At 65.2% G+C, this 22,024-nt stretch carries 22 protein-coding genes and 2 pseudogenes; 20 read left to right on the top strand and 4 right to left on the bottom strand.

What is annotated here, in order from left to right:
- The first annotated feature begins 26 nt into the window (after positions 1 to 26).
- From ACVWW1_RS17045 to ACVWW1_RS17015, 7 genes are all read left to right on the top strand, one after another.
- Positions 27 to 821 carry a thymidylate synthase gene (locus tag ACVWW1_RS17045; RefSeq protein ID WP_456656764.1) on the top strand — a complete coding sequence of 265 codons (795 nt, stop codon included), beginning with the start codon at positions 27 to 29 and terminating at the stop codon, positions 819 to 821.
- A gap of 8 nt (positions 822 to 829) precedes the next feature.
- Positions 830 to 1,315 carry an N-acetyltransferase family protein gene (locus ACVWW1_RS17040; RefSeq protein WP_456656763.1) on the top strand — a complete coding sequence of 162 codons (486 nt, stop codon included), beginning with the start codon at positions 830 to 832 and terminating at the stop codon, positions 1,313 to 1,315.
- Entirely contained in the window at positions 1,315 to 1,827 is a 513-nt protein-coding gene (locus ACVWW1_RS17035; protein ID WP_456656762.1) for a dihydrofolate reductase, read from the top strand. The genes ACVWW1_RS17040 and ACVWW1_RS17035 overlap by 1 nt, the downstream gene beginning before the upstream one ends.
- 144 nt (positions 1,828 to 1,971) lie before the next feature.
- Positions 1,972 to 3,114 (top strand): FtsH protease activity modulator HflK, encoded by a 1,143-nt coding sequence (gene hflK / locus ACVWW1_RS17030; protein WP_207831710.1) that lies wholly within the window; start codon positions 1,972 to 1,974, stop codon positions 3,112 to 3,114.
- Positions 3,111 to 4,010, top strand: a complete 900-nt coding sequence (gene hflC, locus ACVWW1_RS17025; RefSeq protein ID WP_176529884.1) for a protease modulator HflC — start codon at positions 3,111 to 3,113, stop codon at positions 4,008 to 4,010. The genes hflK and hflC overlap by 4 nt, the downstream gene beginning before the upstream one ends.
- Before the next feature lie 108 nt (positions 4,011 to 4,118).
- A complete protein-coding gene (locus ACVWW1_RS17020; RefSeq protein WP_456656761.1) occupies positions 4,119 to 4,319 on the top strand; it encodes a DUF2065 domain-containing protein in 201 nt (66 codons plus the stop codon).
- Positions 4,320 to 4,505: 186 nt separating this feature from the next.
- Positions 4,506 to 6,002: a Do family serine endopeptidase gene (locus tag ACVWW1_RS17015; RefSeq protein ID WP_456656760.1), complete on the top strand. Its 1,497-nt coding sequence runs from the start codon at positions 4,506 to 4,508 to the stop codon at positions 6,000 to 6,002.
- A gap of 112 nt (positions 6,003 to 6,114) precedes the next feature.
- Here the strand turns inward: ACVWW1_RS17015 and serB are convergent, their stop codons facing one another.
- A complete protein-coding gene (gene serB, locus ACVWW1_RS17010; protein ID WP_456656759.1) occupies positions 6,115 to 7,020 on the bottom strand; it encodes a phosphoserine phosphatase SerB in 906 nt (301 codons plus the stop codon).
- Here serB and miaA point away from each other — a divergent pair.
- The 8 genes and pseudogenes from miaA (at position 7,019) to ilvC (ending at position 15,332) form a co-directional block, all read left to right on the top strand.
- Positions 7,019 to 7,948, top strand: coding sequence for a tRNA (adenosine(37)-N6)-dimethylallyltransferase MiaA (miaA, locus tag ACVWW1_RS17005; RefSeq protein ID WP_456660601.1), 930 nt, complete (start codon positions 7,019 to 7,021; stop codon positions 7,946 to 7,948). The two genes, serB and miaA, sit on opposite strands and share 2 nt — an antisense overlap.
- A 450-nt stretch (positions 7,949 to 8,398) precedes the next feature.
- Positions 8,399 to 10,174, top strand: coding sequence for an acetolactate synthase 3 large subunit (locus ACVWW1_RS17000; protein ID WP_176529888.1), 1,776 nt, complete (start codon positions 8,399 to 8,401; stop codon positions 10,172 to 10,174).
- A gap of 196 nt (positions 10,175 to 10,370) precedes the next feature.
- Complete coding sequence (locus tag ACVWW1_RS16995) at positions 10,371 to 11,357, top strand: threonine dehydratase (protein WP_456656758.1); 987 nt, start codon at positions 10,371 to 10,373, stop codon at positions 11,355 to 11,357.
- Between the two features lie 21 nt (positions 11,358 to 11,378).
- Positions 11,379 to 11,921, top strand: a complete 543-nt coding sequence (ilvN, locus tag ACVWW1_RS16990; protein ID WP_016841057.1) for an acetolactate synthase small subunit — start codon at positions 11,379 to 11,381, stop codon at positions 11,919 to 11,921.
- Positions 11,922 to 11,924: 3 nt separating this feature from the next.
- Positions 11,925 to 12,621, top strand: a pseudogene (locus tag ACVWW1_RS16985) (class I SAM-dependent methyltransferase).
- Positions 12,622 to 12,665: 44 nt separating this feature from the next.
- Entirely contained in the window at positions 12,666 to 13,544 is an 879-nt protein-coding gene (locus ACVWW1_RS16980; RefSeq protein ID WP_456656757.1) for an EamA family transporter, read from the top strand.
- A gap of 7 nt (positions 13,545 to 13,551) precedes the next feature.
- Positions 13,552 to 14,160, top strand: coding sequence for a LysE family translocator (locus ACVWW1_RS16975; protein WP_456656756.1), 609 nt, complete (start codon positions 13,552 to 13,554; stop codon positions 14,158 to 14,160).
- 150 nt (positions 14,161 to 14,310) lie between these two features.
- Positions 14,311 to 15,332, top strand: a pseudogene (gene ilvC, locus ACVWW1_RS16970) (ketol-acid reductoisomerase).
- Positions 15,333 to 15,495: 163 nt separating this feature from the next.
- Here the strand turns inward: ilvC and ACVWW1_RS16965 are convergent.
- Positions 15,496 to 16,602: a DUF2336 domain-containing protein gene (locus ACVWW1_RS16965; RefSeq protein ID WP_456656755.1), complete on the bottom strand. Its 1,107-nt coding sequence runs from the start codon at positions 16,600 to 16,602 to the stop codon at positions 15,496 to 15,498.
- 182 nt (positions 16,603 to 16,784) lie between these two features.
- Positions 16,785 to 17,222 carry an adenylate/guanylate cyclase domain-containing protein gene (locus ACVWW1_RS16960; protein WP_456656754.1) on the bottom strand — a complete coding sequence of 146 codons (438 nt, stop codon included), beginning with the start codon at positions 17,220 to 17,222 and terminating at the stop codon, positions 16,785 to 16,787.
- On the opposite strand from ACVWW1_RS16960, the gene ACVWW1_RS16955 reads away from it, so the two are divergent.
- The 3 genes from ACVWW1_RS16955 (at position 17,221) to ACVWW1_RS16945 (ending at position 18,597) form a co-directional block, all read left to right on the top strand.
- Positions 17,221 to 17,445, top strand: a complete 225-nt coding sequence (locus ACVWW1_RS16955; protein WP_456656753.1) for a hypothetical protein — start codon at positions 17,221 to 17,223, stop codon at positions 17,443 to 17,445. The genes ACVWW1_RS16960 and ACVWW1_RS16955 overlap by 2 nt on opposite strands.
- A gap of 492 nt (positions 17,446 to 17,937) precedes the next feature.
- Positions 17,938 to 18,336: a lysozyme inhibitor LprI family protein gene (locus ACVWW1_RS16950; RefSeq protein ID WP_456656752.1), complete on the top strand. Its 399-nt coding sequence runs from the start codon at positions 17,938 to 17,940 to the stop codon at positions 18,334 to 18,336.
- Between the two features lie 27 nt (positions 18,337 to 18,363).
- Positions 18,364 to 18,597, top strand: a complete 234-nt coding sequence (locus ACVWW1_RS16945) for a hypothetical protein (RefSeq protein WP_092115842.1) — start codon at positions 18,364 to 18,366, stop codon at positions 18,595 to 18,597.
- Between the two features lie 22 nt (positions 18,598 to 18,619).
- On the opposite strand, the gene ACVWW1_RS16940 is transcribed toward ACVWW1_RS16945, so the two are convergent.
- A complete protein-coding gene (locus ACVWW1_RS16940; protein ID WP_456656751.1) occupies positions 18,620 to 19,240 on the bottom strand; it encodes a hypothetical protein in 621 nt (206 codons plus the stop codon).
- Between the two features lie 110 nt (positions 19,241 to 19,350).
- Between ACVWW1_RS16940 and ACVWW1_RS16935 the strand changes: the two genes are divergently transcribed.
- Both ACVWW1_RS16935 and ACVWW1_RS16930 read left to right on the top strand, forming a co-directional pair.
- A complete protein-coding gene (locus ACVWW1_RS16935; RefSeq protein ID WP_456656750.1) occupies positions 19,351 to 20,052 on the top strand; it encodes a TetR/AcrR family transcriptional regulator in 702 nt (233 codons plus the stop codon).
- 153 nt (positions 20,053 to 20,205) lie between these two features.
- Entirely contained in the window at positions 20,206 to 21,918 is a 1,713-nt protein-coding gene (locus tag ACVWW1_RS16930; RefSeq protein ID WP_456656749.1) for a sulfatase-like hydrolase/transferase, read from the top strand.
- Positions 21,919 to 22,024: the final 106 nt, after the last annotated feature.

The raw sequence follows: 22,024 nt of genomic DNA, 5'->3' as shown, positions 1-22,024 counted from the left end.
TCCCCGAAGGGTCCGAAACCAGCGCCATGAACCAGTATCACGACCTGCTCGAACGCATCCTCGCCGACGGCGCCGAGAAGCACGACCGTACCGGCACCGGCACGCTGTCGATCTTCGGCCACCAGATGCGCTTCAACCTCTCGGCCGGCTTTCCGATGCTGACCACCAAGCGGTTGCCGCTGAAGGCGATCGTGCACGAACTGCTCTGGTTCCTCGCCGGCGACACCAACATCAAATATCTCAACGACAACGGCGTCACGATCTGGGACGAATGGGCCGATGCCAACGGCGATCTCGGTCCGGTCTACGGCTCGCAATGGCGCTCGTGGCCCGCGCCCGATGGCCGCAGCATCGACCAGATCACGAACGTGATCGAGATGATCAAGCGCAATCCGGACTCGCGGCGGCTGATCGTCAGCGCCTGGAATCCAGCCGAGGTCGACAAGATGGCGCTGCCGCCGTGCCACTGTCTGTTCCAGTTCTATGTCGCGAACGGCAAATTGTCCTGCCAGCTCTATCAGCGCTCGGCCGACGTCTTCCTCGGCGTGCCCTTCAACATCGCCTCCTACGCGCTGCTGACCATGATGGTCGCGCAGGTCACCGGCCTCAGGCCCGGCGATTTCGTGCACTCGCTCGGCGACGCACATCTCTACTCGAACCATATCGAGCAGGCGCATCTGCAATTGACGCGGCCGACGCGGCCGTTGCCGACGATGGCGATCAATCCCGACGTGAAGGATATCTTCGCGTTCCGCTACGAGGACTTCAAACTCGAGGGTTACGACCCGCATCCGCACATCAAGGGTGAAGTCGCGGTCTGAGGGATTAGATGTCGCTGACCATCCGCCGTGCGCGGCCCGATGAGGCCGGACTGGTGTTCTCGCTGGTCCGCGAGCTCGCCGACTACGAAAAGCTTTTGCACGAGGTCCACGCCAGCGAGGCCGATATCGCCGAGGCGCTGTTCGGCCCCAACCCGCGGCTTACCTGCGACATCGCGGAATGGAACGGCGAGCCGGCCGGCTTCGCGGTCTGGTTCGTCAACTTCTCGACCTTCGCCGGTCGCCACGGCATCTATCTCGAGGATCTCTTCGTGCGTCCGGCACTGCGCGGCAAGGGGATCGGCAAGGCGCTGCTGGTGCATGTGGCGAAGCAATGCCTCGCCAATGGCTGGGCGCGGCTGCAATGGGCGGTGCTCGACTGGAACGCGCCGTCGATCGCATTTTACAAGTCGCTCGGCGCCGAGCTGATGGACGAATGGACGATTTGCCGCGTCTCCGGTCCGGCGCTGTCGGCGCTCGCGGAAGGAGCGCGCTGATGGAGATCGTGCTCGTCGTCGCGGTCGCCGAGAACGGCGTGATCGGAAACGCCAACGCAATTCCGTGGCGGCTGAAGACCGATCAGCAGCGCTTCAAGGCCATCACCATCAACCGGCCCGTCGTGATGGGACGCAAGACGTTCGAATCCCTGCGCAGGCCGCTGCCGGGTCGCACCAACATCGTGGTGACGCGCGATGCGAACTATCGCGCGCGTGGCGCGATCGTCACCACATCGTTCGAAAATGCTCGTGCAATTGCGCTTGGTGACGCGCTGCGGCGTTTCGCCACTGAAATTGCCGTCATCGGTGGCGCGGAGATCTATGCGCAATGGATGGGCACGGCCGACCGGCTGGAGATCACCGAGGTTCACGCCCGGCCGGACGGCGATGCACGGTTCGACAAAATCGACGCAAAGGAGTGGGACGAGGTCGCGCGCGTGCGAAATCCGGCAGGTCCGGACGACAGCGCCGACTTCTCCTATGTGACATATCGTCGGCGCGGCCGGGGTTAACCAATGTTTGCATTGACAATTGTGGCCCGGCGCATAGCTCGTCCGGCCAGGAAGCTTGCGTTGTAAGGGCCTGAGCGGTCCCCTATAACCGGGCCGGACATTCGAGGCCGGGCGTCCCGTCCGGACTTGTCGAGGAGACGTTTGATGCCGTGGAAAAATCAAGGCGGGGGGCCATGGGGCTCGGGTCCGAAAGGGCCATGGGGCACAGGTCCGCAGTCGGCCGGGCCAAGGCCGCCGGATCTTGAGGATCTGCTGCGGCGCGGCCAGGACCGGCTGCAGCAGTGGCTGCCCGGCGGTCATTTCAGCGGCATGGGCATCGCGCTGGTGCTGGTCGCCGCGCTGGCGATCTGGTTCGCCACCGGGATCTTCCGCGTCCAGTCCGAAGAGCTCGGCGTCGTGCTGCGCTTCGGCAAATACGTCCGCGATGCGCAGCCGGGCCTGCGCTATCACCTGCCGTATCCGATCGAGACGGTGCTGCTGCCGAAGGCGCTGCGCGTCAACACGATCTCGATCGGCATGACCCTGATCGACGATCCCGCGCGGCGCGGCCGCACCATGCGCGACGTGCCGGAAGAGAGCCTGATGCTGACCGGTGACGAGAACATCGTCGACGTCGACTTCACCGTGCTCTGGCGTATCAAGCCAGGCGGGGCCGGCGCCTACCTGTTCAACATCCAGAATCCGGAAGGCACCGTGAAGGCGGTCGCCGAAAGCGCGATGCGTGAGGTGATCGGCCGCTCGCAGATCCAGCCGATCCTGACCGGGGCGCGCAACGTCACCGAGCAGAACGTCCAGGAGCTGATGCAGAAGACGCTCGATTCCTACAGCGCGGGCATCCAGATCGCGCAGGTGCAGATGCAGAAGGTCGATCCGCCGGCGCAGGTGATCGACGCATTCCGCGACGTGCAGGCGGCGCGCTCCGACCTCGAGCGCAAGCAGAACGAGGCGCAGACCTACGCCAACCGGATCGTGCCGGAAGCGCGTGGCCGTTCCGCGCAGATCCTGCAGGCCGCCGAAGGCTACAAGGAGCAGGCGGTCGCCGAGGCCAAGGGCCAGAGCGCACGCTTCCTGAAAGTCTATGATGAGTACAAGAAGGCACCCGAAGTGACGCGCGAGCGCATCTATCTGGAGACCATGGAACGCGTGCTCGGCAGTTCCGAGAAGCTCGTCTATGACGGCGGCCAGGGCCAGAACATCGTGCCCTACCTTCCGCTCGGCGAACTGACGCCGCGGCGGCCGCCGGCAGCGCCGGCCACGACCGGCCAGCAGCAGGGAGCCACCCGATGAGGTCCCCTGTCACCGGCATTGTGTCCCTGATCGTCCTCTTTGTCGTGCTCGCCGTAGGCTACAGCTCGATGTTCACCGTGCAGCAGACCGAGCAGACCATCGTCCTGCGGTTCGGCGAGCCGGTTGAGGTCGTCACCGATCCCGGCCTGCACTTCAAGGCGCCGTGGAATTCGGTGATCAACGTCGACAAGCGCATCCTCGATCTCGAAAACCCGTCGCAGGAGGTGATCGCCTCCGACCAGAAGCGGCTGGTGGTCGACGCCTTCGCGCGCTATCGCATCAAGAATGCGCTGCGCTACTACACCAGCGTCGGCTCGATCCAGGCCGCCAATCTGCAGCTGACCACGCTCTTGAATGCGGCGCTGCGCCGCGTGCTCGGCGAGGTCACCTTCATCACGGTGGTGCGTGACGAGCGCGAGAAGCTGATGGCACGGATTCGCGAGCAGCTCGACAAGGAGGCCGACGGCTACGGCATCGAGGTCGTCGACGTCAGGATCCGCCGCGCCGACCTGCCGGAGCAGAACAGCCAGGCGGTGTACGACCGGATGAAGTCCGAGCGTCAGCGCGAAGCCGCCGAGTTCCGTGCCCAGGGCGACCAGAAGGCGCAGGAGATCCGCTCCAGGGCCGACCGTGAAGCGACCGTGATCGTCGCGGATGCGAACTCGACCGCGGAGCAAACCCGCGGTGCGGGCGATGCCGAGCGCAACCGCCTGTTCGCCGAGGCCTATGGCAAGGACAAGGACTTCTTCGCGTTCTATCGCTCGATGACGGCCTATGAGAACAGCCTCAAGTCCGGCGACACGCGTTTCCTGTTGCGGCCGGACTCGGAATTCTTCAGATACTTCGGCAATGCGAACGGCAAGGCGCCTGAGGCGGCCGCCGCGCCGAAGCAGTAACGTCCAGACCTGAACATCACGATTTGAACACCACGACCTGGCGGCGATGCGGATCACGCGTCGCCGCCACTCAACAACAATAAGCATCGAGCGGGAGGCTGCCATCCGATGAAGTCCATAGCGTTCGGCGACTTCCTCATCGGGTTGGGAATCCTGTTCGTGCTCGAAGGCATCCTGTTTGCGGCAAGCCCCGCCTGGATGCGCCGGGCGATGAAGAGCGCGCTGGCCACGCCCGACAACATCCTGCGCGTCGTCGGCATCGGCTCGGCGGTTGCGGGACTGATCCTGATCTGGCTGGTGCGGCGCTGATCATTGCCTGTTCCACCGCGCAGATCGCGCCGGAATGAACATAATCGTGAGCCTCTCGCAGCCGGTTTTTCGCCGAAATGCCCGGGTGAGATGCTTGCGCCATATGCCCGTTCGGGCGCACTCTGTGACCACGGGCGCATACTGCGACCAGCTAATTTGAACCCGTTTGCCTGGAGAAACTCCGACATGATCGCTGCCAGACCAGCCCTGAGCCGTCGCCTCCGCATGATGGGAGCTGCGATCTCGATCGGTGCTGCGAGCATGCTGAGCTCTGTGCCGGCGTTCGCACGCGGCCCCGAGGGTATCGCCGACATCGCCGAGAAGGTGATCGACGCCGTCGTCAACATCTCGACGTCGCAGACGATCGAGGCCAAGGACCGGACGATGCCGCAATTGCCGCCCGGCTCGCCGTTCGAGGAATTCTTCGACGACTTCTTCAAGAACCGCCGCGGCCCGCCTGGCAAGGGCGGCGACAAGAGCGGCGAGTTCCAGCCGCGTAAGACCAACTCGCTCGGCTCGGGCTTCATCGTCGACACCGCGGGTATCGTCGTCACCAACAACCACGTCATCGCCGACGCCGACGAGATCAACGTCATCCTCAACGACGGCACCAAGATCAAGGCCGAGCTGGTCGGCGTCGACAAGAAAACCGACCTCGCGGTCCTGAAGTTCAAGCCGCCGAAGCCGCTCACCGCGGTCAAGTTCGGCGACAGCGACAAGATCCGCCTCGGCGACTGGGTGGTCGCGATCGGCAACCCGTTCAGCCTCGGCGGCACGGTGACCGCAGGCATCGTCTCGGCCAAGAACCGCGACATCAGCCAGGGCCCGTATGACAGCTACATCCAGACCGACGCCGCCATCAACCGCGGCAATTCCGGCGGTCCGCTGTTCAACCTCGATGGCGAGGTGATCGGCGTCAACACGCTGATCATCTCCCCGACCGGGGGCTCGATCGGCCTCGGTTTCGCCGTGCCGTCGAAGACGGTGGCCGGCGTCGTCGACCAGTTGCAGAAGTTCGGCGAATTGCGCCGCGGCTGGCTCGGCGTTCGCATCCAGCAGGTCACCGACGAGATCGCCGACAGCCTCAACATCAAGCCGGCACGCGGCGCGCTGGTTGCCGGGGTCGACGACAAGGGCCCGGCCAAGCCGGCCGGCATCGAGCCGGGCGACGTCGTCGTCAAGTTCGACGGCAAGGACGTCAAGGACCCGAAGGATCTGTCGCGCATCGTCGCCGATACCGCGGTCGGCAAGGAAGTCGACGTCGTCGTCATCCGCAAGGGCAATGAAGAGACCCGCAAGGTCACGCTCGGCCGGCTCGAGGACAACGACAAGGTTCAGCAGGCCAACGCCAAGCCCAAGGACGACACCGCCGAGAAGCCGGTGACCCAGAAGGCGCTCGGTCTCGATCTCGCGGCGCTGAGCAAGGATCTGCGTACCAAGTACAAGATCAAGGACAGCGTGAAGGGCGTCGTCGTCACCGGTGTCGACAATGCCTCCGATGCTGCCGAGAAGCGGCTGTCGGCCGGCGACGTCATCGTCGAGGTGGCGCAGGAGGCGGTGTCCAGCGCCGCTGACATCAAGAAGCGCGTCGACCAGCTGAAGAAGGACGGCAAGAAGTCCGTGCTGCTGCTGGTCTCCAACGGCGACGGCGAACTGCGCTTCGTCGCGCTCGGCGTGCAGTAGAAGCGCGCTGACGCCTCACCCTCACTGTCATCCCCCGCGAAAGCGGGGGATCCAGTACGCCGCGGCCGCTCTTGTTGAGAAAAGTAGGCAGGGGACGACAAGCTTCGCGAGCCTACTCCGCCGCGAATTCGTCCCGGCGATAGCCCTGCGCATAGAGCAGCGCGGTGAGGTCGCCGTGATCGATCCGCGCCGCCGCGGCGGCTGCGACTGCCGGCTTGGCGTGGTAGGCGACGCCGAGACCTGCGGCCTGGATCATGCCGAGATCGTTGGCGCCATCGCCCGCGACCAGCGTATCCATGTCGTCGAGGTCGAAGGATTCGGTCAGCTCGACCAGGGTGGCGAGCTTGGTGGCGCGGCCGACGATCGGCTCGACCACTTCGCCGGTCAGCTTGCCGTCCGCGACCTGCAATTGGTTGGCGCGGTTCTCCTGGAAGCCGATCTTCTCCGCGACCACCTTGGTGAACAGGGTGAAGCCGCCGGAGATCAGGCAAGTATAGGCGCCGTGCGCGCGCATCGTCATGACCAGCGCGCGGCCGCCCGGCGTCGGCGTGATGCGCTTCTCCAGCACCTCGTCGACGACCCCGACCGGCAGGCCCTTGAGCAGCGCGACGCGCTCGCGCAGCGCGGACTCGAACTCGATCTCGCCGCGCATCGCGCGCTCCGTGATGGCTGCGACATGGGCCTTCAGCCCGGCGAAATCGGCGAGCTCGTCGATGCATTCCTGGCCGATCATGGTCGAATCCATGTCGGCCAGAAAAAGCTTCTTGCGCCGGCCGATCCGAGGCTGCACGACAATGTCGATCGGCAGGTCGCCGCGGGCCTGGCGCAGGCGCTCCTCGATGGCCTTGATGTCGTCCCTGCTGGCGTCCTGACGCTCGAACGGAATGTCGACGGCGACCTCGTTGAACAGCCACTGCGCCGGGCCCGGTGAGGGCAGCACGGCCCGCGCACCGTCGACGATGGTGGAGTCGAGCGCGGGGCTTGCAGGATTGCAGATCAGCGTGGCAACGAGGGACATGCAGGCGCATTCAGGATTGTTGGACAAGGCGGTGCTTATCGCAGGGCCGACCGCCAGCGGCAAGTCGGCGCTGGCGCTCGAGCTTGCCCAGCGCGCCGGCGGGGTCGTGATCAACACCGACTCGATGCAGGTCTATCGCGACCTCCGGATCATCACCGCGCGGCCGACCGCCGCCGAGGAGGCACAGGTTCCACACAGGCTCTATGGCCATGTCGATGCCGGCGTGAATTTTTCCGCGGGCGCCTGGGTGGCGGATGCGGCCAGGGTGCTCGGTGGGGCCCGTGCGGACAAGCGCCTGCCGATCTTCATCGGTGGCTCGGGCCTCTATTTCAAGGCACTGACGCGCGGGCTGTCGGCGGTGCCACCGATACCCCCTCATGTGCGCGACGGCGTGCGCGCAAGGCTGGAGCAGCACGGCGTCGAGGCGCTGCATGCCGAGCTTGCACTGCGCGATCCGGTATCGGCCGAACGGCTGAAGCCGCGCGACCGCACCCGCATCGCGCGGGCGCTTGAGGTCGTCGAGGCCACCGGCCGCCCGCTGCCGGACTGGCATCGCGATGGCCTGCCGGCGCTGCTGCCGCCGGGGCAATTCCATGCGCTGTTTCTCGCGCCGGAGCGCGAGCGGCTCTATGCGCGGATCGATGCGCGGTTTGGCGCGATGCTCGATACTGGTGCGCTCGACGAGGTCGCGGCGCTGGCCGCGCGCGTGCTTGATCCGCTGCTGCCGGCTATGAAGGCCCATGGCGTCCCGGCGCTGATCCGGCACCTCAAGGGGGAGATCAGCCGGGAGGAGGCCGCCGAGATCGGCCGGGCCGACACCCGCCACTACGCCAAGCGCCAGTTCACCTGGTTTCGTCACCAGCTCCCGGAATTCGAATGGGTGGTGCCCGAGGCCGCGGGAGATTGGCTGGAGGGGCGGATCTCGTAGGCCCCGTAGCCCGGATGGAGCGCAGCGAAATCCGGGGTCCATTCGGGCAGACTGTCCCGGATTACGCTGCGCTCCATCCGGGCTACGGCCTCTCGGACTCCGGCCTCCGGGCGCCCGTCTGCCATGCGCGTTGCGCCGCGCAAAAACACTCGCCGAACGGCTGGAACCCCGTTACACTTCAAAAATCGCGAAACTGCCTGCCTTGCCTTGACATTCGGGCTTTGGCCGCTATGTTCGCGCAACCTTTGGGAAGACTGGGTCGTCTCGTGCGCAACATTATTACCAAACTGCTTATCGCCGTCGTACCCAGGCACACCGCCGGGGATGGCTAGCGGCCATCCAAATTCGGGCGGTGTGCATGGGGCCTCTAGGGCCCCTTTTTATTGCCCGAAGCAGAACTGACGAGAACTGACAAAAGCCGCGCAAAAACAAGCGCATCCGGAGCGAACCATGACCGACAAGAGCCACGATCCCAATCAGATGACCGGCGCCGCGATGATCGTGCGCGCGCTCATCGATCACGGCGTGCAGCATGTCTTCGGCTATCCCGGCGGTGCGGTCCTTCCGATCTACGACGAGATTTTCCAGCAGAGCGAAGTCGAGCATATCCTGGTCCGCCACGAGCAAGGCGCCGGCCATGCCGCCGAAGGCTATGCCCGCTCGACCGGCAAGCCCGGCGTGGTGCTGGTGACATCGGGTCCCGGCGCCACCAACATGGTGACGCCGCTGACCGACGCGCTGATGGATTCGATCCCGCTGGTCTGCATCACCGGCCAGGTGCCGACCCACCTGATTGGCAACGACGCCTTCCAGGAATGCGACACCGTCGGCATCACGCGGCCCGCCACCAAGCACAACTGGCTGGTGCGCGACGTCAATGACCTCGCCAGGGTGCTGCACGAGGCCTTCTATGTCGCCACCACCGGCCGCCCCGGTCCGGTGCTGGTCGACGTGCCGAAGGACGTGCAGTTCGCGACCGGCACCTATCATCCGCCGCGCAAGTCGGACGTTCACATCTCCTACACGCCGCGCGTGAAGGGCGATGCGACCCAGATCCGCAAGGCGGTGGCGCTGCTCGCCAATGCAAAGCGTCCCGTGATCTATTCCGGCGGCGGCGTGATCAATTCGGGTCCGGAGGCTTCCAAGCTGCTGCGTCAGCTGGTGGAGGCGACCGGCTTCCCGATCACCTCGACCCTGATGGGACTGGGTGCCTATCCGGCGTCGGGGCCGAACTGGCTCGGCATGCTCGGCATGCACGGCACCTACGAAGCCAACATGACCATGCATGATTGCGACGTCATGCTGTGCGTCGGCGCGCGCTTCGACGACCGCATCACCGGCCGCGTCGATGCTTTCTCGCCGGGCTCGAAGAAGATCCACATCGATATCGACCCGTCCTCGATCAACAAGAACATCCGCGTCGACGTGCCGATCATCGGCGACGCCGGCAACGTGCTCGGCGACCTGCTGCAGGTGTTCAAGGCAGAGGCGAAGAAGCCCGACATCAAGGCGTGGTGGCAGCAGATCGCGCAATGGCGCGCGCGCAACTCGCTGTCCTACCGCAAGAACAACGATATCATCCTGCCGCAATACGCGATCCAGCGGCTGTTCGAGCTGACCCGCGGCAAGGACACCTACATCACGACCGAAGTCGGTCAGCACCAGATGTGGGCCGCGCAGTTCTTCGGCTTCGAGGAGCCGCACCGCTGGATGACCTCCGGCGGTCTCGGCACCATGGGCTACGGCCTGCCGGCCGCGGTCGGCGTGCAGGTGGCGCATCCGGACAGTCTGGTGATCGACATCGCCGGCGACGCCTCGGTGCAGATGACGATCCAGGAGATGTCGACCGCGGTTCAGTTCGAGCTGCCGATCAAGATCTTCATCCTGAACAACCAGTACATGGGCATGGTGCGGCAGTGGCAGCAGCTGCTGCACGGCAACCGCCTGTCGCATTCGTACTCCGAAGCGCTGCCGGACTTCGTCAAGCTCGCTGAAGCCTATGGCTGCGTCGGCCTGCAGGCGACCAAGCCAGCCGACCTCGATGGCGCGATCAAGGAGATGATCTCGATCAGGCGCCCGGTGCTGTTCGACTGCCGCGTCGCGGCGCTGGAGAACTGCTTCCCGATGATCCCGTCGGGCAAGGCGCACAACGAGATGCTGCTGCCGGAAGAAGCGACCGATGAGGCGACCGCGAAGGCCTTCGCCGGCGGCAAGGCGCTGGTGTGATGATGCGCGACACGCGACGAGCACTCCAGCTTCACCTCGCCCCGCAAGCGGGGCGAGGTCGGATTGCGCGTGAGCGCAATCCGGGTGAGGGGGGCTCTCCGCGAGTCCGACTCTCACCGCCACTGCGGAGGCTCCCCCTCACCCCAACCCTCTCCCCGCAAGCGGGGCGAGGGAGCAGACCGCTGGCGGGGCTGCCATGTTCGATCTAGGAGAGCTCGAGCGCGCGCACAGGATTGTCGGCACCGCGGTGCCGGCGACGCCGGCGTATGCCTGGCCGTTACTGGCCGAACGGCTCGGCACCGAGGTCGTGGTCAAGCATGAGAACCACACGCCGATCGGCGCCTTCAAGGTGCGCGGCGGCCTGGTCTATCTCGAGCGGTTGAAGCGCGAGCGGCCCGATGTGCCCGGCATCATCTCGGCGACGCGCGGCAATCACGGCCAGAGTCTGGCGTTTGCCGCGAGCCGCCACGGCGTGCCGGCGGTGATCTATGTGCCGCGCGGCAACTCGGTCGAGAAGAACCGTGCCATGCATGCGTTCGGCGCCGAGCTGGTCGAGCACGGCGAGGACTTCCAGGCCGCGCGCGAAGAGGCCGAGCGCCGTGCCCAGTTCGCAGGGCTGCACATGGTGCCGTCGTTCCACCCGGACCTGGTGCTGGGTGTTGCGACCTACGCGCTCGAGCTGTTTCGTGCGGCGCCCGATCTCGACATTCTCTATGTGCCGATCGGGCAGGGCTCCGGCATCTCCGGCTGCATCATGGCGCGCGACCTGCTCGGCCTGAAGACCGAGGTCATCGGCGTGCAGTCGACCGAGGCGCCGTCCTATGCGCTGTCGTTCGCGGCCGGGAAGATCGTGACCACCGAGACCAGCAACACGCTTGCCGACGGCATGGCGACGCGGATTCCGGACGCGGACGCGTTCGCCCTGATCCGCAAGGGCGCCTCGCGCATCGTGCAGGTCACCGACGACGAGGTCGGGCAGGCGATCCGTGCCTACTGGAACGACACCCACAACCTCGCCGAGGGCGCAGGCGCCGCGGCGCTCGCAGCCGCGCTGCAGGAAAAGAGCAAGCTCGCCGGCAAGCGGGTCGGCCTGATCCTGAGCGGCGGCAATATCGATTTCGATCTGTTCCGGACCTGGATCGGGACGGATGCTGCGCCGGCCGCCCAGCGGGTGGTGGCGTGAAAAGAATGTAAGGGGACGACCATGAACCAGCCCGCATCCGCCTACTTTCTCGAAGAACGTCACGATCCGAACGAGACGCACACGCTGTCCGTCCTCGTGCAGAACGAGCCCGGCGTGCTCGCGCGCGTGATCGGGCTGTTCTCCGGCCGCGGCTACAACATCGAGAGTCTTACGGTTTCGGAAACCGAGAGCCAGAAACACCTCTCGCGGATCACCATCGTCACCACGGGCACGCCGATGGTGATCCAGCAGATCAAGCATCAGCTCGACCGCATGATCCCGGTCTATCGGGTCGTCGACATGACGCTGACCGGCAGCTCGATCGAGCGCGAGCTTGCGATGGTCAAGGTGAGGGGCGGTGGCGATCACCGCGTCGAGGCGCTGCGGCTGGCGGATGCGTTCCGCGCCCGGGTGATCGATGCCACGACCGAGAGCTTCGTGTTCGAGATCACGGGCAATTCGTCCAAGATCAGTCAATTCATCGACCTGATGCGCCCGCTGGGCCTGGTCGAGGTGTCACGAACCGGGGTGGCCGCGATCACGCGTGGGCCGGAAGGGATGTGAATCATGTTGGCGCGCGACTGGTACTACACGCAACGGCGGCAGGTCGGTCTCGATACCGCGGTTGCCTCGATCTATGACGTCAGCGAGGACAGCGATGTCCGTGCCCGCCAGGCGCTGACCATGCTCGGCGTCAAGCCGGGGTGGCGGATCGCCGATATCGGCTGCGGTAACGGCGTGCTGGCGACCGAGGCGGCGCTGATGGACGCCGAGGTCGACGCCATCGACATCTCGCCGGCGATGATCGGGCTTGCCGAAATCTACGCGCGCGACCGCAAGGCGAAGATCCGGACCCAGCCGGCCGGGGCTGTTGTCCTTTGCCTATCAGCCGAATTCCTACGACCTCATCGTCAGCGAGTTCACGCTGCACCACCTGCCGGACTTCTGGAAGGCAGTGGCGCTGTCGCGGATCTTCAACGCGCTGAAGCCCGGCGCGAACTTCTATCTGCGCGACATGGTGTTCGTCAGCATGCCCGACGGGGTCGATCGCGATGTCGAGGGCTGGGCGGATTTCTCGATCAAGAACCACGATTTCGAGCGCGAGAGCGTCATGACCCATATGCGCGACGAGTACTCGACCTTCGGCTGGGTGATGGAGCGCATGCTGACCGAGACCGGTTTCACGCTGGTCGCCGCCGACTATCATGCGCCATTGCACGGCACCTATCTGCTGCGCAAACCGAAGCCGGACGAACAGATCTAGATCCTCGCATCGACAGAGCCAAACCGAACCAAAGAAGAAGAACAATGAAGCCGGCCGATGTTGGCATCGCCGTCATGGTCGCGGTGATCTGGGGACTTGCGTTCGTCGCGAGCCGGATCGCGCTCGATGAGCTGCCGCCCGAATTGATGACGGCGCTGCGCTTCGGCATCGCGGCGGTACCGTGCCTGTTGCTGCCCAGGCCGGGCCAGGTTTCGTGGCCGCTGTTGATCGGAATCAGCCTGACCTTGTTCCTCGGCCAGTTCCTTGCGCAATCCATCGCCATCGCACACGGCATGCCGGTCGGGCTCACCAGCGTGATCGTGCAGAGCCAGGCGCTGTTCACCATCGGCTTTGCTGCGGTGCTGTTCGGCGAAATGCCGTCGCGGCTGCAGACCGTGGGCATCGCCGTCGCCGCGATCGGCCTGCTGATGATCTGCGGCACCGTCGGATACGATTTCAGCGTCGCCGCCTTTGCCATCCTGATGATCTCGCCGATCTCGTTCGCAATCGGAAACCTGCTGCTGCGGCCGGCGCAAGGCGCACGCATGTTCGACCTGTTCGCATGGCTGTGCCTGTGTGCCGCGATCCCGTTGTTCGGCCTGTCGCTGCTGACGCTGGGTGCGAAGCCGATGTGGCAGGCGCTGTCGCATCTGTCGCCGGCCGGCATTGTTTCCATGCTGTTCGTCGGCACCGTTTCCACCAGCATCGCCTATTGGCTGTGGGGCCGGTTGCTGAGGGATTATCCGGCGGCGCAGGTGGTGCCGTTCGCGCTGCTGGTGCCGTTCGTCGGCTCCGCCGCCTCCAGCATCGTGTTCGGCGAGAGGTTCGGGCCGCTACGGCTCGCCGGCATGCTCACGGTCATCGCCGGCATCGCCGTGATGCTGCTGTCGAAGCGGCCAAAGGCTCTGCCGAAAGTCGCGTGAGGGCACTATGTTGAATTCGCTGCTGTTTGCCTTTGTCGTGTTTGCCGTCGTGATGTTCTTCACGCCGGGCCCCAACAACATCATGCTGCTGTCCTCGGGGCTGACCTACGGCTTCCGCCGCACGGTGCCCCACATCGCCGGCATCACGGTCGGCTTCGCCTTCATGGTCGGCGCGGTCGGCGTCGGGCTCGGGGCCGTCTTCATCGCCTATCCGGTGCTGCAGACGATCCTCAAATATGGCGGCGTCGCCTATCTGGTCTATCTCGCCGCCGTCATCGCCATGGCCGAGCCGCCCTCGGCGGACAAGGACGACGGGCCCGGCCGCGGCCCGATGACCTTCTGGGGTGCGGCCATGTTCCAGTGGATCAATGCCAAGGGCTGGGTGATGGTGATCGGCACCATCACGGCCTACGCGGCGATTGCCGCCTTCCCCTGGAACATCGCGATCCAGGTCGGCCTGAGCCTGGCCCTGGGGACGGTGTCCTGCATCGTCTGGGCGCTGTTCGGCACCGCCCTGCGGCCGGTCCTGACCTCGCCCCGGGCGATCCGTGCCTTCAACGTAGTCATGGCCATCCTGCTGCTGGCCTCGCTCTACCCGGTCTTCATGGACGCATGATGCCGCACCGCGCCATGCGAGATGGGGGTTTCCCCTGAGGGGAAAAATGCTCTAGACAACGCCGGAAATTCGCGGGCGCCCGGCGGTTCTGACCTTCCGAAAGCCTGACTCATCGGCCGATTTTGGCCCCCTTCAAACGAGGAAAACACGATGCGAGTTTACTACGATCGCGATGCCGACCTGAACCTGATCAAGGGCAAGAAGGTCGCCATCGTCGGCTACGGCAGCCAGGGCCACGCCCACGCGCTGAACCTGAAGGATTCCGGCGTCAAGGAAGTGGCGATCGCGCTGCGCAAGGGTTCGGCCTCGGCCAAGAAGGCCGAGAACGCCGGCTTCAAGGTGATGGAAGTCGCCGAGGCCGCCAAGTGGGCCGACCTCGTCATGATGCTGACCCCGGACGAACTGCAGGGCGACATCTATCGCGAGCACCTGCACGACAACATGAAGAAGGGCGCGGCGCTCGTGTTCGCCCACGGCCTCAATGTGCACTTCAACCTGCTCGATCCGCGTGCCGACCTCGACGTGCTGATGATCGCGCCGAAGGGCCCCGGCCACACACCGTGCGTTCGGAGTATCAGCGCGGCGGCGGCGTGCCCTGCCTGATTGCGATCGCCAAGGATTCGTCGGGCAACGCCCATGACCTCGGCCTCAGCTACGCTTCGGCGATCGGCGGCGGCCGCGCCGGCATCATCGAGACCACCTTCAAGGAAGAGTGCGAGACCGACCTGTTCGGCGAGCAGGTGGTGCTCTGCGGCGGCCTGGTCGAGCTGATCAAGGGCGGCTACGAGACGCTGGTCGAAGCGGGCTACGCGCCCGAGATGGCCTATTTCGAGTGCCTGCACGAAGTGAAGCTGATCGTCGACCTGATCTATGAAGGCGGCATCGCCAACATGAACTACTCGATCTCCAATACCGCCGAATACGGCGAGTATGTCACCGGTCCGCGCATCGTCACGGCCGAGACCAAGGCGGAGATGAAGCGCGTGCTCGCCGACATCCAGGGCGGCAAGTTCGCCCGCGACTGGATGCTGGAGAACAAGGTCAACCAGACCTCGTTCAAGGCGACCCGTGCCAAGCTCGCCCAGCATCCGATCGAGGAAGTCGGCGCCAAGCTGCGCGACATGATGCCCTGGATCAAGAAGGGCGCGCTGGTCGACAAGAGCAAGAACTAAGCTCGACGCGTAGGTGTAGGGTGGGTTAGCGAAGCGTAACCCACCGCGTCTCCGCGGAACGAATTGGTGGGTTACGCCTTCGGCTAACCCACCCTACGCATCGAATCAAAAAAGGGTGGGCGCGTTGCCCACCCTTTTTCTTTGTCACGAAGACGTCGCCGGGCTAGCCGGCCGCGGTCGACTGCTTCTCGATCCTGTTGTGCAGCTGCCAGAACCGCACGGTGCGCTGAGCGGTTTCCAGCGACAGCCGCCGGTAGTCGCGGTGCGCGACCTCGAGGGTCGCATGGTCGAGCGCATGCGGCAGCGGCCGCTTGCGCAGGATGGTTTCGACCGTCGGCCAGTTGAGCCGAGCCGAGCGGCACGGGATCAGGAGCAGGTCGGAGCGCAGCCCGAGCATCAGGCGCTCGATCATCGCGATCGGCATGTCGTTGAGCACGGCGAGCGCGACCGTGACCTCGTCGAATTTGCCGTCTTCGGCGAATTTGTAGACCGCCGCATCATCGAGCTCGTTCAGTTGCTTCATCAGCTTGACCAGCTCTTCGGCGATGCCGTAGTTGCGGCGGGGAGCCGCGGCCTCTTCCTGCGCGATGTCGTTCAGCACCTGGCTGATCTCCTCGCGGGCCCTGGGCGATGCGATCGCGAGCAGGCGGGCGCGCACTGTATCCTTGGCGCGCTGCAACAGGTCGCGCAGCAGCTTGGCCGGAATATCGATGCGCAGCCCGAGAATCTCGACCAGCTCGTCGTCGCCTTCGGCGCGGGCGACGATCGAGGAATAGCCGTTGTCGGAGAACTGCGCGCCGGCGTTCTTGGCAAGACGCCGGATCACCTTGTCCTCGCCGCGGTCGATGATCACGTCGGTAACGGACGCCGGCAGGTTTTCCCGCGCCGAGATTGCGAACAGATGGTCCTGGCCCTTGCTGGCGGCGATCTCGCGCAGCGCGTCGTTCGAGAGGCGGCTGGAGTGGGTCAGCACGTCGCCGGCGACGCTGATGTCGTCGTCCCAGGCGAGGTGCTGAATCACCTCAAACGGCGCGTAGTCGAGCGGCGCGAGCCGCTTGCTGAGCTCCGCTCGCGCACGCGTCTCGACGCGCGCGACGAGCAGGCAAAGCACGTCGTCGAACACCTTGACCTGTTCATCGTTGAGACGGTCGCCGTCGTTCAGGAACAGATCGGTGACCTGCCGCAGCGTCTGCACGCGCTTGGCGGACGTCCCGTCCCGGACCGCATCCTCGAGTTCGGCAATAATCGATTGTGACGCCTGTTGCGCCATCGATGGGCAACCTTGTTTTTGTTGAATGACACCTATCCGTGCACCATGCAGGGCGCGGTCTTACACCTGCGTTAAGGAGGAACCCGGTGCAAATACGGGTGCATCGCATCCTTAACGGGCCGCGACCGGACAGGGCTCAATTGGTGCTTTCGCTACAATGGCCGTGCGTCTTAAGAGATTGTTTAGGACGATGCGTGCCGCGTGACGGCGAAGATGTCGATCGAGGCGGCGCGCCCGCGCAGCTGCGTCGAGCCGAGCGGCTCGATGGCAAAATCCGGGTCCGAGGGCAGCAGGCGAAGCAGTTCGCCCGATATCAGCAGCGGCCGGCCGGCCTCCTTGCAATGCGCCTGCAGCCGCGCCGTGACGTTCACGGTATCGCCGAAATAGGCGATCTGCCGCCGCGAGTCGCCGCATTCGCCGATGACGACCGGGCCGGCATGCATCCCGGCGCGGAACGCCGGCACCACGCCGAACTCCTTGCGATAATGGTCGGCCCGCTTGGCGAGGCGGTCCTCGATCGCGAACACACAGTCGAGATAGCGCTGCGACGGCTGGCCCGTGTCGGCTGGCCAGGTCACGATGACCTCGTCGCCGACATAGGCATGAACCTCGCCGCCCATGCGCCACGATCGGCTCGTCGATGTCGAAGAAGAAGCGCGTCAAGAGCTCCTGCACGCGCACCTCGCCCATCGCCTCCGCCAGCGACGTCGAGCCGACCAGGTCGAGGAACAGCAGCACGCGCTCCTCGCGCCCCGGGCGGCGATAGCGTCCGAGCACGACGCTGAGCAGCGTCCGTCCACCAATCATCCGGACCAGCTCATAGATCATCGTGATCGGGACTGACATCAGGAGGCCGACGCCGATGATCTTCAGGAAGGTGTCGCGAACCCACTTCGCCTCGAGCCCATGCCCGTACAGAACGATCTCCAGCACAACAGCCGAGATTGCGACGACGACGGCCAGGATGACGGAGCGCGCGACGAGCTCGACGATCAGCGGCTGCCGCCGCAGCCAGCCGCCGCGTGCGACCAGATAGAGATGCGTCGCCCAGACGATCAGGCTGATGGCGGCACCCTCGAGTGCGCTGCGCAGATAGTTCGCGACCGAGGCCTCGTCGGACTCGTCGAAGGCGTAGCGGAACAGCCCGCCGACGAGCAAGCCGAACACGGCCAAAACGACTGCGGGCGTCACGGTCCGCCGCATGAATACCTCCATGCCCCTGAAATATCCTGCAGGGATCGGGAAGGCCAGCCGCGGTGCGACCGATATGAACGGGATGGGCTACGGCCGCACTAACGTATGGCCTTACGGGGTCCATCGGAAAGGGAAGGCGGCATGAAATCGGCTCTCACGACAGGCGTGTTCAGGCTCGGGTCCTTGGTTGCGGCCATTTTCATCATCGCCACCTCGTCGGCCTGGGCCGGCGATCAGGGCGATCCCGAACAGTCCTGCGACGGCAATACCTACCAGATGGTCGAGTGCCTCAAGGCCAAGACCGCGCAATGGGACAAGCGGATGAATGTCGCCTATCAGCAGGCGCTGAAGGATGCCGCCGGCGACAAGCAGCGCGAACAGCTGCGCACCGCGCAACGGTTATGGATCCAGTACCGTGACGCGAATTGCCTGTACTACGACCTCGGCGAGGGCACCATCGCCCGCCTCGACGCCGGCGAATGCATGCGCAGCATGACCGAAATCCGTGCCAAGGAACTGGAGAATCTCGGCCATCAGTGAGCCATCTTCCGGTGCCAGGACTTGGTCATGACTGACGGAAAGAGCCAGAACGAACTGACCCAGCTTGCGGAGGAGGCGCTGCGCGCCCAGCCCGGCTGCGAGACCGCCCGCGTGCCGGCGGTTGCCGCGCTGCCCGATGGGCAGGTCGGGCGCAACTGGGAGATTCCGAACGTCGTGCTCGGCGACAGCCTGATCAGCGACGTCGACCGCGCGGTGCTATCGGTGCATCGCCGGCTCGGCCGCCAGTTTCACCTGGTGTGATCCGATCTGACCCGGTCGCGCCTCAGCTCGCCTGTGCCTGACGCGGCGCAGGCCGCGCGGCCATGCTGATCATCCTGAGCGCAAACACCGTGGCGAGCGGCACGAGGAACAGCGCGTGGGGCGGCATCTCGGGAATCCGCTTGCCGAACGAGACCGTGAACTGCAGCAGCAGATAGTAGCCGCCGATCAGATGCAGCCTGCGCCAGGCGCGCGGGCCCAGCAGCGCAGCCGTGCGATCGAACGAGGTCGCGGTCAGCGCGATGATGGCGAGATAGCCGATACCGCCGAAGATATAGGAAAAGATAGAGGTTGCGGCGGCGAAGCCGGCCGGATCGAGCATTGCGAACGCGGTGATCGCGACCGCGTGGATGGCGTGCGAGGCGGCGAAGGTGACGCCCAGATAGCGGCGGTCGCGGCGCTGCCAGTGCGTCCAGGCGTTCGGCCAGAGCCGTGCCAGCGCCGCCGCGGAGAAGGCGAGGCAGAACAACAGCAGCGAGGTCCGCGCCGTGAAGCGGATCACCATCCGCACGCCGTCGACCTCGAACTGCCGCATCGCGGCGATCCAGATCGAAAGCCCGATCAGGGTCAGTGTGAGCAGGCCGAACAGCCGCCAGCCCTCCAACCAGTTTCGACGCGTCGCCATATCCCGCCTCCTACCGTTGATGTAATCGCCAGTTACATTTCGCGATGGAGCGCGGTCAATCCGTGTAATCGCCGCTTACATTCACAAGCGGGTGATGCTAGAGATGCGCCATGCGCCGCCCCGCCAAAAACCCGCCGATCGGACGCCGGCCCGCCAAGCCGCGTCCGGCCGTCGGGGCGCGGGCGCCGGCGGCCAAGCCCTATCATCATGGCGATCTCCGCCGCGTACTGATCGATGCGGCCATGCAGCTGGTCGGCGAGGGCGGGCCGGAGGCGGTCAGCGTTCGCGAGGCCGCCCGCCGCGCCGGGGTTTCGCCGGGTGCGCCGTTCCGGCATTTCCCGAGCCGGGATGCCCTGATGAATGCGGTGGCGGAGGAGGCGCAGCGCCGCTTCCGCGCCGAGATCGAGACAGCGCTGGCCGATGCACCGTCAGGCAATCCGCTCGGCCGCTTCCGCTGCCTTGGGATCGCCTATCTGCGCTGGGCGATGAGGAACCCGACCCATTTCGAGGTCATCTCCAGCCGCCGCTTCTTCGACCACGACCGCTCGGCTGGCGTTTCCAGCGACAATGCGGAGTTGATCGGCCTCACCGAGCGCACGCTGGCGGAGGCGTTTTCGGCCGGTCAGCTTGCGGCGCGTGATCAGAAGCAGGTCCAGATCGCCGGCCGCGCCCTGGTCTACGGTTTTGCGCGGATGCATATCGACGGCCATTTGCCGCGTTGGGGCGTTGGCGAAGCGGAGGCCGAGCAGATGGCCGCTGACATCGTCGACCTCTTCATCGCCGGCATTGCAAGGCCTGCGGCGAAGGTCTGAGGCTCGCCGTGCCGGCCGGGCAAATTCATTGCGCGTTCATGACGATTCAATTACGTTTTTATGACACGGCGCAGACTCCGGCTGTGCCGTGTGCCTCCTGGCCTTTGCCAGTCAAGGCCGTGGCATTGCGCCGGGTTGTATTGCGTCCCACCCATGGCGCCCGCGCCTCAGCAAAACTCTTCCGTCGCCGCGCTGGCCGGCGGTCTCGCCGCGATCGGCGTCTGGCGGTTGATGGCGGTCGCCACCCCGCATCTCGGCACGCTGATCCTGATGCTGCGGACCGAGACCGATTTCGGCTCGCGGCTCTGCTTCCTGCTGGCCTGGGGAATCCTCAACTTCCTGTTCATCGCGCTGCTGCGCAGGCCGGCGCTGTCAGGCGCGCTGTCGCTGACGCTGGTCGTGGTGCTGGTGCTGCTGTCGCGGTTCAAGCACGACGTGGTGCAGATGACCGCGAACTTCGTCGACCTGATGGTGATCGATCGCGACACCGCGGCGTTCCTGCTCACGATCTTTCCGAACCTGCGCTGGTCGATCATCGGCGCCGGCCTCGTCACGCTGCCCTTGATGTATGCGCTGTGGTGGCTCGATCCGTTCCGCATCCGCCGCCTGCCGGCCGCGGCCGCCTGCCTTGCCTGCACCGCCGCGCTCTCGGGCTACGCCTTCGCCTGGCCGGATGAAGCCTGGCGCGGCTATTACGACGACGGCTATCTGTCGAAATTCGCGCGCTCCGGCGTGACGGCGGTGTCGGACTTTGTCGCCTATGGCTTCATGGAGTCGGACCCGAGCGCGAGCGATCAGCTCAAGATGCCGCTGGTCGACGCCTGCCACCCCGCCGGTCGGCGGCCGAACATCATCATGATCCATGATGAATCGAGCTTCGACATCCGCGCCGCGTCCGGCGTCAAGGTTCCGCCGGGCTATGGCGGCCAGTTCAAATCCTACGACGGTGTCGAACGCAAATTCCTCGCCGAGAGCAATGGCGGGCCGAGCTGGTTCACCGAGTACAACGTGCTGGCGGGATTGTCCTCGCGCTCGTTCGGCCGGTTCGCCTATTTCGTCACCCGCATCGCATCGGGCCGGGTCGAGCGCGGCCTGCCGCTGGCGCTGCACCGCTGCGGCTACGACACGCTATCGCTCTATCCGGCGTTCGGCGCCTTCATGAGCGCGCGCAGCTTCCAGACCACGACCGGCATCCAGCAATTCTACGACGCGCATGACCTGCATGCGAAGGACGTCGAACCCGACAGCTTCTTCTACGACAAGGCGCTGAAGCTGATGGCCGAGCAGAAGACGCTCAGCACGCCGCTGTTCACCTTCGTCTATCTCGCCGCCAACCATTTCCCGTGGGAGAGGAAATTCCGTCCCGAGCTGCTGCCGGCATGGAAGCGGCCGGGCAACTCGCCGTCGGTCGACGAATATCTGCGCCGGCAGGCGATGAGCGCCAGCGACTATGCCGGCTTTGTTGCCGCATTGAAGAAGAAGTTTCCGGCGCAGCCGTTCTTGATCGTGCGCTACGGCGATCATCAGCCGGAGTTCTCGCCGCAGCTGCTCGATCCCGGGCTCGACGAGGCCGGCATCGGCAAGAAGCTGATGGATTATGATCCGCGCTACTACGCGACCTATTACGCGATCGACGCCATCAACTTCGAACCGGTGAAGAGCCAGGCCGTGATGGACACGATCGACGCCGCCTATCTGCCGCTGGTGATTCAGGAAGCCGCGGGCATTCCGCTCGATCCATCGTTCGAGGAGCAGAAGGCCATCATGCTTCGCTGCAACGGCGCGTTCTATTCCTGCAAGGACGGCGCGGAGGCGCGCCGCTTCAACCGCCTGCTGATCGACGCAGGGATCATCAAGGGATTGTGAGACGCAACATGCGTCCCCCGCCGTCATTGCGAGCGAAGCAATCCATCCATCGGCATGCGCGGGACGATGGATTGCTTCGTCGCTTCAGCGCAAAATTGCTTTGCAA

The organism is Bradyrhizobium sp. JR3.5 (assembly GCF_054057015.1).
The sequence above is the reverse complement of the archived record's forward strand: the minus strand, read 5'-3'. Positions and strand labels throughout refer to the sequence as shown.